Origin of the sequence: Butyricicoccus faecihominis (assembly GCF_014648015.1) — a bacterium.
GTDB lineage: Bacteria > Bacillota > Clostridia > Oscillospirales > Butyricicoccaceae > Agathobaculum > Agathobaculum butyriciproducens.
This window is the reverse complement of the sequence record NZ_BMQH01000007.1, coordinates 1399-15586: the sequence shown is the minus strand read 5'-3', so window position 1 is coordinate 15586 and position 14188 is coordinate 1399. Positions and strand designations below refer to the sequence as shown.

Genomic DNA, 14188 nt, shown 5'->3' with positions numbered 1-14188 from the left:
ATATTTTTCGGATTTTTCAAAAACAGTTCCGCTTCACACCCTGTTTTTTTCCTATTAGTGAGAGGACACCACGCACAGAAAGGAGGTCAACCACCTATGAAACGATACAACACGCCGCACCGCAGCCGGGTAGTCAAAACACGCATGACCGAGGAAGAATACGCCGAGTTTGCCCAGCGGCTTTCTGCTTACCACATGAGCCAAGCCGAGTTTATCCGGCAAGCCATAACCGGGGCAGCCATACGCCCCATCATAACCGTTTCCCCCATCAATGACGAGCTGCTTGCCGCTGTCGGGAAGCTGACCGCCGAATACGGGAGGATCGGCGGCAACTTAAACCAGATAGCCCGGACGCTGAACGAGTGGCACAGTCCCTATCCGCAGCTTGCCGGGGAGGTACGGGCGGCGGTTTCCGACCTTGCTGCCCTAAAGTTTGAAGTCTTGCAGAAAGTGGGTGACGCTGTTGGCAACATTCAAACATATCAGCTCTAAAAACGCCGACTATGGCGCAGCGGAAGCCTATCTCACATTTGAGCATGACGAGTTTACCATGAAAGCCACCCTTGATGAAAACGGGCGGCTGATACCGAGGGAGGATTACCGCATTTCTTCCCTCAACTGCGGGGGCGAGGATTTCGCTGTTGCCTGTATGCGAGCCAATCTCCGCTATGAGAAAAACCAAAAACGGGAAGATGTGAAAAGCCACCACTATATCATCAGCTTTGACCCACGGGACGGGACAGACAACGGCTTGACCGTAGACCGGGCGCAGGAGCTGGGCGAGCAGTTCTGCAAGGAGCATTTCCCCGGACACCAAGCCCTAATCTGCACCCACCCGGACGGGCATAACCACAGCGGGAATATCCATGTGCATATCGTCATCAACTCCCTGCGGATTTACGAAGTCCCGCTTCTGCCCTACATGGACAGACCAGCCGACACGCTGGAGGGCTGCAAGCACCGCTGCACCAACGCCGCTATGGAATATTTCAAGAGCGAAGTCATGGAAATGTGCCACCGGGAGGGGCTTTACCAAATCGACCTCTTGAACGGCAGCAAGGAACGGATAACCGAACGGGAATACTGGGCGGCAAAGAAAGGGCAGCTTGCCCTTGACAAAGAGAACGCCGCCAGAGAAGCCGCCGGACAGCCGACCAAGCCCACCAAGTTTGAAACGGACAAGGCGAAGCTGCGCCGGACGATACGGCAGGCACTTTCCCAAGCTGGCAGCTTTGACGAGTTTTCTTCCCTTTTGCTGCGGGAGGGTGTGACCGTCAAGGAGAGCCGGGGGCGGCTTTCCTACCTCACGCCGGACAGGACAAAGCCTATCACAGCCCGAAAGCTGGGGGACGATTTTGACAAGGCTGCTGTCCTTGCCCTGCTCACGCAGAACGCCCACAGAGCTGCCGAACAGACCAAAGCCATACCCGAATACCCTGCCGCAGTTAAAAAGCCGTTACAAGGGGAAAAAGCTGCAAAAACCACCCCGGCAGACAACACCTTGCAGCGCATGGTTGACCGGGAAGCCAAGCGAGCCGAGGGCAAGGGCGTGGGCTATGACCGCTGGGCGGCAAAGCACAACCTAAAGCAAATGGCAGCTACCGTTACCGCCTATCAGCAGTACGGCTTTTCCTCCCCGGAGGAACTGGACGAAGCCTGTTCTGCCGCCTATGCCGCCATGCAGGAAAGCCTTGCGTGGTTGAAGCAGGTGGAAAAGACGCTGAACGGGAAAAAGGAGCTGCAACGGCAGGTGCTTGCCTATTCCAAGACCCGCCCTGTCCGGGACGGGCTGAAACAGCAGAAAAACGCCAAAGCAAAAGCAGCCTACCGTCAGAAGCATGAAAGTGACTTTATCATAGCAGACGCAGCCGCCCGCTATTTCAGGGAGAACGGCATTTCCAAGCTGCCGAGCTATAAATCCCTGCAAGCAGAGATTGAAAGCCTTATCAAAGAGAAAAACAGCGGCTACAACGATTACCGGGCAAAACGGGAGGAGTACCGCCGCTTGCAGACTGTCAAGGGCAATATCGACCAGATTTTACGCCGGAGCGAGCCGCAGCGCAGAAAGGAGCAGAGCCATGAACGGTAATATCCCCCGCATGGACTACCGCCAGTACCGGGCAGCCCGCCGCCTTGTGCATGAGTGCTGCAACTATGACAGCGGGAACTGCCTGCTGTTGGAGGACGGCGAGCCTTGCGTGTGTGTACAGAGTATCAGCTATTCGCTGCTCTGCCGCTGGTTTACCGCCGCTGTCCTGCCCCTTGATGAAGCACTGGAAGCCGCCCTCTTGCGCCGGGGAAGCCGGAAACGCTGCGCTGTCTGCGGGGCGTTCTTCTTCCCAAAATCCAACCGGGGGAAATACTGCCCGGACTGCGCCGGACGCATGAAGCGGATAAACGCCGCCAAACGGAAGCGGAAACAAAGGGAGAAATGTCACGCTTTAGGGCATTTCAAACCCGCATAAATCAAGGCTTTTTTGGAGGGTGTCAAAGGGTGCGTGATACATTTATCCTTTTCCCTTAAAAACGCCCCCTAAAAGCGTAACAGAACCCACAGACAGACACCACAAGGAGGTGAACCCTATCGCTGATTATATGACCGCAGGAACGGAGCTGCCCGCTTACCTGCCTTACCCCCGTTTCCTGCTGGAAACAGACCTATCCCACACCGCAAGAGAGTTATATGCGCTGCTGTTAGACCGTTCCACCCTTTCGCAGAAGAACGGCTGGCAGGACAGCGAGGGACGGACATACATTGTCTACCCCATAGCAGAGATAGCGGAAATGCTGGATAAAGGCTGCACCACCATAAAGGGCGCACTGAACGAACTGGACGCTGCCGGGCTGCTGGAACGCAGACGGACGGGCTTTTCTGCCGCCAACCGTCTGTATGTGAAAGTGCCGCCTATCCCAGTGGTACAGTTTTCCGACCAACTGACGGACGGAAAACCGCCCCTCATAAGGGCGGGAAACCGACCAACTGACAGCCGGAAAACTGACCTTATGACGGTCGGAAAACCGTCCCCTAACCAAACTAATATAAACAACCTAATAGAGAGCCAAACAAAAGGAGCGAGTGAGGGGCAGCCCCCCGCCGCTTATGGCAGATATAAAAATGTATTTCTTTCTGACACAGAACTTTTGGAGCTGGAACAGGACTTCCCCGGCAAGTGGGAGTATTACCTTGACCGCCTTTCCTGCCACATCGCTTCCACCGGGAAGCAGTACCAGAGCCATGCAGCCACCATTTACAAGTGGGCGCAGGAGGACGCTGCCAAAGAGAAGCCAAAGAAAGGCATACCGGACTATTCATTCAAGGAGGGAGAAAGCCTATGACCGATACAATCCACAACACCATACTGCCTATGACCGACACCACAGCCGAGCCGGAGGATTACACCGGGGAGGACGGGCTTTTATACTGCGGCAAATGCCGGAAACCCAAAGAAGCCTATTTCCCGGAGGGCAAGACCTTTTTCGGGCGTGACCGCCACCCGTCAGAGTGCGACTGCCAGCGGGCAGCCCGTAAGGAACGGGAAGCCGCCGAGAAGCGGCGCAGCCACCTTGAAACGGTGGAACGGCTGAAACGGCAGGGCTTTACAGACAAGACCATGCAGGACTGGACATTTGCCAACGATAACGGCAGCTGCCCGCAGATGAAGAACGCCGCCGGATATGTGGCACGCTGGGAACAGATAAAGGACGGGAACTACGGGCTGCTCTTGTGGGGCAGGGTAGGCACTGGGAAAAGCTATTTTGCCGGGTGTATTGCAAACGCCCTCATGGAGCAGGAAGTCCCGGTGTGCATGACAAACTTTGCAGCAATATTAAACGACCTTGCCGCCAGCTTTGCGGGCAGGAACGAATATATTTCCCGCCTTTGCAGCTTCCCCCTGCTCATCATTGACGATTTTGGAATGGAGCGTGGCACAGAATACGGTCTGGAACAGGTCTACAATGTGATTGACAGCCGCTACCGGAGCAGGAAGCCGCTGATTGTGACGACCAACCTCACGCTGGAGGAATTGCAGCACCCGGAGGACACCGCCCACGCCCGGATTTATGACCGCCTGCTTGAAATGTGTTCCCCTCTCTGCTTTACCGGGGAGAATTTGAGGAAAGCCGCCGCACAGGGAAAAATGGAACAGCTGAAACGGCTGCTTGCCGGAAAGGAGATTTGCCTATGACCGACACCCAGAGAAACAAACGCCCTGCCCGCCGCCCGGACTGCGTGACCGAAACGAGGATAGGCAACACAATCCTTGTGGTGTCTGGCTTTTTCAAGGAGGGGGCGACCGACACCGCCGCTGACAAGATGATGAAAGTGCTGGAAGCAGAAGCCGCCGCCGGATATTTGACCTGTGATAAGCCTGATTGAAAAACCGTCATTTTTACCGACCGTAAAGAAGCAGATTTGACGCTTTTGCCGCTATACAGACAGCCGCCCCATGTGGTACAATCAAGGTACGGAATAGTGGGGCTGGCTGTCGGAAACGGAGGAATTTATGTTAAGACAGACCACCCAGCAACTCATTACCGCCCTTTACCCAAGACTGTCCCATGAGGACGAGCTGCAAGGCGAGAGCAATTCCATTTCCAACCAAAAGAGGATTTTGGAAACCTATGCCAAACAGAATGGATTTTCTAATCTGCGCTGGTACACCGACGACGGTTATTCCGGTGCGAACTTTCAAAGACCCGGATTTCAAGCCATGCTTGCAGACATTGAAGCAGGGAAAGTCGGGACAGTTATCGTCAAGGATATGTCGAGGTTAGGGCGAAACTACTTACAGGTGGGAATGTACACAGAAATGATTTTCCCACAGAAAGGTGTCCGCTTCATCGCTATCAATGACGGAGTGGACAGCGCACAGGGGGAAAATGATTTTGCCCCGCTGCGGAACATTTTTAACGAATGGCTGGTGAGAGATACGAGCAAGAAAATCAAGGCAGTAAAACGCTCTAAGGGCATGAGCGGAAAGCCCATCACAAGCAAGCCCGTCTATGGCTACCTCATGGACGAGGACGAAAACTTTATCATTGACGAGGAAGCCGCCCCGGTGGTACGGCAGATTTACAGCCTTTGCCTTGCCGGGAACGGTCCGACCAAGATAGCCCGTATGCTGACCGAGCAGCAAATCCCCACGCCGGGGACGCTGGAATACCGCAGGACGGGCAGCACCCGCCGCTACCACCCCGGCTATGAGTGCAAGTGGGCGACCAATACCGTGGTTCATCTGCTGGAAAACCGGGAATATACGGGCTGTCTGGTAAACTTTAAGACCGAGAAGCCGTCCTACAAGCTGAAACACAGCATAGAAAATCCCCCGGAAAAGCAGGCGGTTTTTGAGAACCACCATGAGCCTATCATTGACCGGGAAACGTGGGAACGGGTGCAGGAGTTACGCAAGCAGCGCAAACGCCCCAACCGTTATGACGAAGTGGGCTTGTTCTCCGGCATACTCTTTTGTGCCGACTGCGGCAGCGTCATGTACCAGCAGCGATACCAGACGGACAAGCGCAAGCAGGACTGTTATATCTGCGGAAGCTACAAGAAACGCACCGCCGACTGCACAGCGCACTTTATCCGCACTGACCTCTTGACCGCTGGCGTACTCTCCAATCTGCGGAAAGTTACCAGCTATGCGGCAAAGCATGAAGCCCGGTTTATGAAGCTTTTAATCGAGCAGAATGAGGACGGGGACAGACGCAGGAACGCCGCCAAGAAAAAGGAGCTGGAAGCCGCCGAGAAACGCATAGCCGAGTTATCTGCTATCTTCAAGCGGCTGTATGAGGACAGCGTAACCGGGCGCATATCGGACGAGCGTTTCACAGAGCTGTCGGCAGACTATGAAGCCGAGCAGAAAGAACTGAAAGAACGTGCCGCCAGACTGCGGGAAGAACTTTCCAAAGCGCAGGAAGCCACCGCAAACGCTGAAAAGTTTATGAATGTGGTACGCAGGCACACTACCATTGAAGAACTTACCCCTACTCTGCTGCGGGAGTTTGTGGAGAAAATCGTTGTCCATGAAAGCGTTGCCCTTGACGGGAAACGCCGGGGCAAGTTACGCAGACAGGAAATCGAAATCTATTATTCTTTTGTCGGCAAGGTAGAACTGCCCGACACCTAACCGCCCGACCTATCCGACATACCTCATGTGCCGGATAGGAACGGCAAAATTTTTTACACTTCTATTACTTCTTTATCACACATAAGCAAAGTCCCAGGGCATGAAGCAGTTCATGGCTAATTAAAGGTAACAAAAAGAAAGGAAAAGCACAATCCAGACGGTATCAGCGGCAGGCTACAAGAATAAATTGTGATTACACAAGATTGGTGCTATAATAAGAGAAAAGTTCCTACCGGGGCAGCCACCCCGGCGGTGTGGATAGAAAGGCAGGAAAACAATATGCACATCAGCTATAAACCACTCTGGCATACACTGTTAGAGCGTGATATGAGAAAAGAAGATTTAAGGCTTGCCGCCGGTATGACAACGAATATGATTGCCAACATGAGCAAAGAGGGAAAGCACATCAGCATGGACACATTAGCCCGTATCTGCGAAACGCTGAATTGTGAGATTACCGATGTGATTGAGTTAGTACCAGACGAGCCTGCTTCCACAGGAGGTAAGGAACATGAGCGAATTGAAACCAAGAATAACAGAAAACGGAATTGATTATATCCTTATCGGAGATTACTACATCCCAGACTTGAAGCTGCCGGAAGAACGCCGCCCCATCGGAAAGTATGGACGGATGCACCGGGAATATTTAAGAGAAGTCCACCCAGCCAGATTGAACACATTGATACTGACCGGAGAATTGTGGACATATCTTGCAGACCTGAACGAACAGGCACAGGAACGGTTAGACACTATCATGGAGCAGATGAAAATTGCCGAGGGCGTAACCGAGGAATTAAAGTGTACCCGTCAAATGGAATGGGTGCGGCGGTGCAATAATATCCACAATCGGGCAGAAGAAATTGTTTTGCATGAGATAATTTATTCATAATAGTATGGTGTCAGGATTATGACAAATCAGAGGTTAAAAGGTGCGTTATGTTAAAAAGCATAGGGTTATATTTTAGAAAAATAGATTTTCTGAATTTTGCAATTGGAGCTATAATGCCAATCATTGTATTGTTTATAGTTTATTCATCAGTCAAATCAAATATAATTCTTCAAGATACTGATTTTTTATCACTGTTGATGAATCATAAAGGGAAATTCATATTTTACTTTTTCGTGTCCTTTATTGAAGAAGTTATTTTTAGAGGAATTATTTTTGGGCTGTTGCTGCAAAAATGTAAAAATAAGTATTTGAGTTGCGTAATAGCTGCACTTATTTTTACACTACCACATATTTTTAATACCGATAATATTTCTGTTCTGGTAATGTTTATTTTTCCTTTTCTATATGGAATATTTGCCAATGAAATGTTTTACACTACAAAGAGTATTTGGATGCCCACAGGATTTCATTGGTTATGGAATTATACAATAACAAGTTTGTTTCTTGTTACAGGAACACAAAGTTTCATATATGTACATATCATAGCAGCAATGATTATAATGATACCGTTGTTTTACATTGTTATTGGGAAAACACGCCTAAGTGGCGATTGATAGCTTACAGTTTATCGCTTTATACAACTCCCTTTTCGGAATTGTGTACCCACTGAAAACGAGCCTATAAACATGCATTCACAATGCATAAAAACACGTTCTGGCTATTTCCCACACATTGAAATATACACTTAGATAACGTATAATACGAAATATATTTTGGGGAGGATTATGACCATGAAAAAGAAATTATGCAGTATGGTTTGTCTTTGCTACTTTGTTTCAATTATGTTATGTGCATGTGGAAGAAAAGAACAGGGGAATCCTATTAGATTGCCAGCCAGAGAGGATATTGTATCGATTGGTGTCTCTGACGGTGACAAATATGCTATATCACCTAACACAGAAGGTGAAGCTACGGAGTTTATTGATGAATTTTTATCTATGCTAATGGATATGGAAACAACCAGTCAGCAATCAATCAATGATGCACCGGTCAACAAAGATTCTATTACGATCAATATAAATTGTGATGGGGCGGCAGGAACTACTCTTTTTTACTATGTAGATAAAGGAATCGAATATGTAGAACAGCCATATCAAGGAATTTATAAACCAACGCCTGCTTTAGGTAATTGTATAACTGAAATGCTTGCTTCGGCAGATAATAGACCGCTAATGGTAACATTTCAGGCATCGGTAATTGAAACGAATCATGATTCAATAATAGTAAAACCGGTAGATGGTTCTTTGGAACTTGATTCAGCAGATAAGTTTTATATATCAAACGAAGAGAACCTTGAATTGCAAATTGGAGATTTCGTAGAAATTAGCTATAACGGAGAAATAATGGAATCATATCCTGCACAATTAGGAGAGGTTTATAAAATTACCGTGATAGAACAGACAGAAGCAAATGCCATGTGGGATAGAATACCTATGGTAAGAATAGATGGTAAATTATACTACGATACAGGGAGAGAAAGCATCATGGATGCACGTTGTGGCACTATGGATGGAGAAATAACATCAACTGTCGATGGAACTGAAATACCAACAGAAGATAATCAGTCTAATTTTGGAAGTGGATTTGGTTATCAGTATGGAGCAGACGATACAATAGAAATTTATATGAATGAAAAGTGGTTCGTCTTTGAATACAGAGAAGAATCTGAATGAGAGAATAAACGATAGATAAGTTAAATTAAATTCAAAAGGCTGTCTCAATAAAGGGATAGCCTTTTTCAATTCTCAGCCTAAATTTTCTCAATATTCAGTAGGCAAAATCCAAGATACAGTTGCTCAAATTGCTCGAAAAATTAAAAAATGTATGAATATACACTAAAATTTGGGAAATGAACAGCGGGAACACTTTTCCGAAAAGGGAGTTATACAATATCAACTGAATAACCACAGCACAAACCGCTGCTACATGGAAGCTAACAAACCATGCAACAGCGGTTTTTCTTTATCGTTTTTTCCTCTGGCTGATAGGCGTTCCCATTTTCTTTGACTTTTTGAGAATCCGAATCAGCCAGCGAAATTCTTCGTCTGACAGATTTTTATAGTTGATGCCGAGCTGTTTGCAGTAAAGTACAACGAGCTTTTCATCCCGGCTGCCCTTGAAATTTTCGACCGCTTCCAGATTTTCTTTCAGTTCATCGGCAACGGTGGTCTGGGGCGCACTTTCACTGTCCTTTTTGTGAGCTTCCCGAATATCCCGGATAATGAGATTGAGGTCATCCCGTACCATGTGACTGAAATATTCATCATCACTGATATGGGCAGCTTGCAGCACCTTCAAATGCGGGTCATCTTCGCCGGGGCGATACCGTTCAATGATTTCATGCCGGACGGTATCGACAAGGGCGTTGAGATTCTGAATCTGCATGGTGGCAATCCCATCCACATAAATCTCAATGTCCGCAAGAAACTTGATAAAGTCCTTATGGGTGGCAAGTTCGCAGAGCAGACGGTTGTTAATCCTTCCGCTTTTCAGAAGTGCCACCATTTCATCACTCAAATGCAGTTCCCTTAATGGCGTGTTGATCTCAACCATGTTCTCTGTCCGGCAAAAGAGATAATCGAGGGGCACCCCATAAAAATCTGCCAGCAGGATAAGGTTGCCATGATTGATTTCCTTATAGTCATCTTTTTCATAACTTCCAAGAGCTGATTTTGAAATACCTGTTTGCTCTGCCAGTTCTTCCAGTTTTAATCTTTTGTTTAATCGTAAATCTTTTAGCCGTTCCTGTATTGTAGTAGCTCCGTTCATTGAAGCAGTTCCCCCTTCTGACAACATTTATAACCGTTGAATTGATTATACCATATCAATTCCGCAATCGTGGAAATTTCTGATTTTTACCCCTAATTCCTACTTTGTGGACATACGGCATAGGGCACAAAAATGTTCTATGATACAGGTAGTTCATCGATGGATTATTCCAATCGAATGACCAGCCTGTGTGGGATATGCTTCCCCGGCGATGTAGTGCCATGACTTTTGGCAGGGATGTGGAGGAACCCTGACCGAAACGAGCATACCAAAGGGAGCGATACGCCGCTGTGAGATTCAGGGGAGGAACGACACCGGGGAGAACTGGCGAACTGACACCGAAATGATACCGAAACACGACAATCTGATAGGGGGACAGTCTACCCTATCGCTGATACTTCGGGAGATTTTAAGCGGCTCTATGGCTGTAATTTTACCGAAAATCGCCCCGAAACCATACACTAAAACGGGAGGAAGCGCAATATGCCGAGAATGAGCAAAAAGAGGAAGCATGAGCTTTCTTTTTACCTCAATGACCGGGGGCGTGTCACTTACAACGAATTATGCCGGAAATGCCAGCATGGGTGCAGGCAGAGCTTCCGGGCGGTTGTGATTGACTGCCCCCGTTATTTATCCAAACGGGCAAAGAAAAAGGAGGAACACACCGAATGAATTTTGAATTTATGACGATAGACACACCATTGCCGCCCTGTATGCCCTTTCCCAGAGCGTTGACAGGATTTCCAGTCAGCAGCACCGCAAAGGTCATGTACTGCCGGATGCTGGACGCTATGCTGTCCAAAGGGCAGGAGGACGAAAATGGAATCCTGTTTGTCTGCTTCCCTGTCACAGCCATTGCTACAGTCCTGTCCCGCAGCCCCATGACGGTCAAGCGTTCTTTGAATGAACTGGAAACCGCCGGGCTTATCATGCGGGTGCGTCAGGGCATTGGAGAACCAAACAGGATTTATGTGCTGATACCGGGAAAGGAGAACGCTGCCCTTGCCTGATACCTCAAAGCTGGAAAAGCTCAACCGGGAGTTGGAAAAAAGCGAAAAGAAACTGCGGAAAGCCATCAATGATGAAAAGGCGTTGCAGCACCAGTTGAAGCAGCTTACCCGAAAGGAACGGACGCACCGGCTCTGCACTCGTGGCGGTATGCTGGAAAGTTTTCTGCAAGAGCCGGAACGCCTGACAGATGATGATGTCAAGGTGTTGCTCAAAATCATTTTTCACAGGCAGGACACGCAGGAATTATTGAAAAAACTGCTGGAACGGAAGAAGCCAGAAACCCCTTAGTTTACTAAGGGCGCAATTATACACCACCCAGAGGTTGGTGCATTGCGTTCTCCGAAGGCTCCTCGCCGGAGGGCTGTGATTTTCCGCAGTCATGGTCTGCTCCAAATCATACAGGGGACGCTACGCTTCCCCTGCGCTGGCTACCACCAGCTACCCTTTTGTGGACTTGCCATCTGGGGACACCTTGCGTTGCAAGCTGTTCCCAGCCGACAAGTTTGAAGTTATAAGTGGATTTTTGCGAAGCTGTATGATACTATTATTTTATAACGCTTTGAAAATTCGTGGATTACTTAACAAATTAGAAGGAGGTATTTTATATGTTTAAAAAAGCTTTTTGGGTTCCTTATGAGGATAGTGCCAATTACCCAACTCTTGCAAAAACTATGGAAGCAATTTCAAAGTATTGTGAAGAAAATGGTAAGTCTTATACATTTATTAACGATGACGAAGTGGAGATAAATGGAAAAAGATATGAAATATATAGGGGCTACGAAAATGGTAGTAGGGGAAATTACGGCATAAAATGTAAAGAAAAATAAATCCAGTTTGTTATTCTACACACATCGGGTCAACTTGTCCCGAACTTTCACAACTAAATACCCGCCGCTTACACAGCGGCACACCGAGCAGGAAATCTGAAAAAGGTCTCCTGCTTTTTTTCTGCCCAAAATGAGGTGGTAAAACGCCACCCCATCCACCAAGCATAGAAAGGAGGGATACGAAATGCCCTGTCCACACAACGAAATCTCGATTGTTCAGCGTAGCCAACAGCAGTCTGCGGTTGCCGCCGCTGCCTACCAGAGCGGCGAAAAGCTGTTCTGTGAATACGACCAAGAAGTGAAGCACTACCCGGAAAAGCGTGGCATCGTCCACAATGAAATCCTGCTCCCGGCAAATGCCCCGCCGGAGTATGCAGACCGCAATACTTTATGGAACGCCGCCGAAGCTGTGGAGAAACAATGGAACTCCCAGCTTGCAAGGCGGTGGGTGCTTACCATTCCCAGAGAGATACCGCCCGACCAGTACGCTGTCCTTGTCCGGGAGTTCTGCCAGCAACAGTTTGTTTCCAAAGGCATGATTGCTGACTTTGCCATCCATGACCCCCACCCGCCGGGACACAATCCTCACGCCCATGTCCTGCTCACTATGAGGGCAATGGACGAACATGGGAAATGGCTTTCCAAGAGCCGCAAGGTTTATGACCTTGACGAGAACGGGGAACGGATAAAGCTGCCATCCGGCAGGTGGAAAAGCCACAAGGAGGATACGGTGGACTGGAACGACCAGAAGTATTGTGAAATCTGGCGGCATGAATGGGAGGTCATCCAGAACCGCTATCTGGAAGCCAATGATCGCCCGGAGCGTGTGGACTTGCGTTCCTATGCCAGACAGGGGCTTGATATTATCCCTACTGTCCATGAGGGTGCTGCTGTCCGGCAGATGGAAAAGCGAGGTATCCAGACGAATATCGGCAACCTGAACCGGGAAATCAGAGCCGCCAACCGCCTGATGAAGTCCATCCGGCAGCTTATCCAAAACCTCAAAGGCTGGATTACCGAGCTGGGAGAAAAACGGAAAGAACTGCTTGCACAAAAGGCGGCGGAGGAAGCGACACTTCTTCCCAATCTACTGATGAAATATATGGAGATACGAAAGGAAGAACGGAAGGACTGGACGAGGGCTGGACAAAATCGGGGGACTTCACAGGACTTAAAGGCAGTCAGCGAAGCCCTGTCCTATCTCCGGCAAAAGGGGCTTTCCACTGTGGAGGACTTGGAAGCCTTTCTGGAATCTTCCGGGAAATCAGCCGCAGATTACCGCAATCAGATGAAGCCAAAGGAAGCCCGAAGCAAAGTGATTGACGGACTGCTTTCTGCCCGGACAGACTGCAAGGAATGTAAGCCTGTCTATGAGAAGTACCAGAAGATATTTTTTAAGAAAACAAAGGAGAAATTCAACCAGGAACACCCGGAGGTTGCCCGGTATGCGAAAGCCGCCGCCTACCTTGCCAAGCACCCGGACGATAAGGACAGCACCCAAAAGAAGCTGCAAGAGGAGCAGGAAACGCTTCTGGAAGAAATTGCAGCCCTGAAAACACCTCTGATCGAGGTACAGGCTGATTTGAAGAAGCTGCGGGACATCCGCTACTGGGTACGGAAAGCCACACCCGGCACAGAGGAAAGCAAAGAGCCGCCCAAGAAGCAGCCCATCAAGGAAGTCTTGCAGGATAAGGCAGACGAGAAAAAAGCACAAAGAACCGCCCCGGCACAGGCGAAACACAGACAACAGGATATGGAACTTTAACAGGCACTTGCCATTTTCAATCAGAGAATGTCAGGTGTTTTTTTCTTTTTTCAAGGAGGGATAGATTTGAATGTATTTGAAGCTGTGAAGCAGTCCGTCACAACCAGACAGGCTGCGGAGCATTATGGAATCCATGTAGGGCGGAACGGGATGGCTTGCTGCCCGTTCCATCATGATAAAACCCCAAGCATGAAGCTGGATCGGCGTTACCACTGCTTCGGCTGCGGTGCGGATGGGGATGTGATTGATTTTGCCGCCGCCCTGTATGGGCTGGGAAAGAAAGAAGCCGCCGTACAGCTGGCACAGGACTTCGGGCTTTCCTATGAGGACTGGAAACCGCCGGGAAAAGCAAAAAAGCCCAAGCCCCGGCAGAAATCCCCGGAGGAACAGTTTCAGGAAGCAAAAAACCGCTGCTTCCGTATTCTTGCCGATTATCTCCACCTACTCCGAGTGTGGAGAAAGGAATATGCCCCGCACTCCCCGGAGGAAGTCTTTCATCCCCGGTTTGTGGAAGCCTTACAGAAGCAAGACCATGTGGAATATCTGCTGGATGTGCTGCTGTTCGGGGAAACAGAGGAAAAAGCGGCTTTGATTACGGAATACGGAAAGGATGTGATACAGCTTGAACAGCGAATGGCAGAGCTTGCAGCCGCAGACGCAGCAAGAACTAAAAAACACCATGAACGCCATGCAGCCGCCCCAGAGCATTGAGGAAATCAAGGCGGGGCTGGAAACC

Annotated in this window: 18 protein-coding genes; 17 read left to right on the top strand and 1 reads right to left on the bottom strand. The window is 49.0% G+C overall.

The genetic code is table 11. The annotated features are described in order from the left end of the window. The first annotated feature begins 96 nt into the window (after positions 1 to 96). The 11 genes from IEY11_RS07945 (at position 97) to IEY11_RS07895 (ending at position 8753) form a co-directional block, all read left to right on the top strand. Positions 97 to 492: a plasmid mobilization protein gene (locus IEY11_RS07945; RefSeq protein ID WP_002594236.1), complete on the top strand. Its 396-nt coding sequence runs from the start codon at positions 97 to 99 to the stop codon at positions 490 to 492. Further along, a complete protein-coding gene (locus IEY11_RS07940) occupies positions 464 to 2089 on the top strand; it encodes a relaxase/mobilization nuclease domain-containing protein (RefSeq protein ID WP_002594235.1) in 1626 nt (541 codons plus the stop codon). Before IEY11_RS07945 ends, IEY11_RS07940 begins: the two co-directional genes overlap by 29 nt. Further along, positions 2079 to 2465, top strand: coding sequence for a cysteine-rich VLP domain-containing protein (locus IEY11_RS07935; RefSeq protein ID WP_002594234.1), 387 nt, complete (start codon positions 2079 to 2081; stop codon positions 2463 to 2465). Before IEY11_RS07940 ends, IEY11_RS07935 begins: the two co-directional genes overlap by 11 nt. Positions 2466 to 2613: 148 nt before the next feature. Next, the gene (locus IEY11_RS07930; protein ID WP_431835070.1) at positions 2614 to 3336 is read left to right on the top strand and encodes a replication initiator protein A; all 723 of its coding nucleotides are present in this window, start codon (positions 2614 to 2616) and stop codon (positions 3334 to 3336) included. Next, a complete protein-coding gene (locus IEY11_RS07925) occupies positions 3333 to 4187 on the top strand; it encodes an ATP-binding protein (protein WP_002594232.1) in 855 nt (284 codons plus the stop codon). The genes IEY11_RS07930 and IEY11_RS07925 overlap by 4 nt, the downstream gene beginning before the upstream one ends. Continuing rightward, a complete protein-coding gene (locus IEY11_RS07920) occupies positions 4184 to 4378 on the top strand; it encodes a transposon-encoded TnpW family protein (RefSeq protein WP_002594231.1) in 195 nt (64 codons plus the stop codon). The genes IEY11_RS07925 and IEY11_RS07920 overlap by 4 nt, the downstream gene beginning before the upstream one ends. Before the next feature lie 127 nt (positions 4379 to 4505). Then, complete coding sequence (locus tag IEY11_RS07915; RefSeq protein ID WP_002594230.1) at positions 4506 to 6131, top strand: recombinase family protein; 1626 nt, start codon at positions 4506 to 4508, stop codon at positions 6129 to 6131. A gap of 189 nt (positions 6132 to 6320) precedes the next feature. After that, positions 6321 to 6683: a helix-turn-helix domain-containing protein gene (locus IEY11_RS07910; protein WP_308744081.1), complete on the top strand. Its 363-nt coding sequence runs from the start codon at positions 6321 to 6323 to the stop codon at positions 6681 to 6683. Then, entirely contained in the window at positions 6643 to 7020 is a 378-nt protein-coding gene (locus tag IEY11_RS07905) for a TnpV protein (protein ID WP_188886255.1), read from the top strand. Before IEY11_RS07910 ends, IEY11_RS07905 begins: the two co-directional genes overlap by 41 nt. Before the next feature lie 47 nt (positions 7021 to 7067). Beyond that, positions 7068 to 7634, top strand: coding sequence for a CPBP family intramembrane glutamic endopeptidase (locus IEY11_RS07900; RefSeq protein ID WP_044952171.1), 567 nt, complete (start codon positions 7068 to 7070; stop codon positions 7632 to 7634). Positions 7635 to 7811: 177 nt separating this feature from the next. Beyond that, positions 7812 to 8753, top strand: coding sequence for a DUF5301 domain-containing protein (locus tag IEY11_RS07895; RefSeq protein WP_226840178.1), 942 nt, complete (start codon positions 7812 to 7814; stop codon positions 8751 to 8753). Positions 8754 to 9042: 289 nt separating this feature from the next. Here IEY11_RS07895 and IEY11_RS07890 read toward each other — a convergent pair whose 3' ends face one another. Beyond that, complete coding sequence (locus IEY11_RS07890) at positions 9043 to 9849, bottom strand: helix-turn-helix domain-containing protein (RefSeq protein ID WP_188886254.1); 807 nt, start codon at positions 9847 to 9849, stop codon at positions 9043 to 9045. 483 nt (positions 9850 to 10332) lie between these two features. Between IEY11_RS07890 and IEY11_RS07885 the strand changes: the two genes are divergently transcribed. The 6 genes from IEY11_RS07885 to IEY11_RS15105 all read left to right on the top strand — a co-directional run bounded on the left by IEY11_RS07885 (position 10333) and on the right by IEY11_RS15105 (position 14163). After that, positions 10333 to 10521: a hypothetical protein gene (locus IEY11_RS07885; protein WP_005930722.1), complete on the top strand. Its 189-nt coding sequence runs from the start codon at positions 10333 to 10335 to the stop codon at positions 10519 to 10521. Beyond that, complete coding sequence (locus IEY11_RS07880) at positions 10518 to 10859, top strand: DeoR family transcriptional regulator (protein ID WP_008703761.1); 342 nt, start codon at positions 10518 to 10520, stop codon at positions 10857 to 10859. The genes IEY11_RS07885 and IEY11_RS07880 overlap by 4 nt, the downstream gene beginning before the upstream one ends. After that, a complete protein-coding gene (locus tag IEY11_RS07875) occupies positions 10852 to 11148 on the top strand; it encodes a DUF3847 domain-containing protein (RefSeq protein ID WP_118670462.1) in 297 nt (98 codons plus the stop codon). Before IEY11_RS07880 ends, IEY11_RS07875 begins: the two co-directional genes overlap by 8 nt. 317 nt (positions 11149 to 11465) lie before the next feature. Beyond that, positions 11466 to 11687 (top strand): DUF4318 domain-containing protein, encoded by a 222-nt coding sequence (locus IEY11_RS07870; protein ID WP_002596507.1) that lies wholly within the window; start codon positions 11466 to 11468, stop codon positions 11685 to 11687. Between the two features lie 184 nt (positions 11688 to 11871). After that, on the top strand, positions 11872 to 13452 hold the full coding sequence (gene mobQ, locus IEY11_RS07865; protein WP_188886253.1) for a MobQ family relaxase: 1581 nt from the start codon (positions 11872 to 11874) through the stop codon (positions 13450 to 13452). 66 nt (positions 13453 to 13518) lie between these two features. Then, positions 13519 to 14163, top strand: coding sequence for a CHC2 zinc finger domain-containing protein (locus IEY11_RS15105; RefSeq protein ID WP_020994021.1), 645 nt, complete (start codon positions 13519 to 13521; stop codon positions 14161 to 14163). Positions 14164 to 14188: the final 25 nt, after the last annotated feature.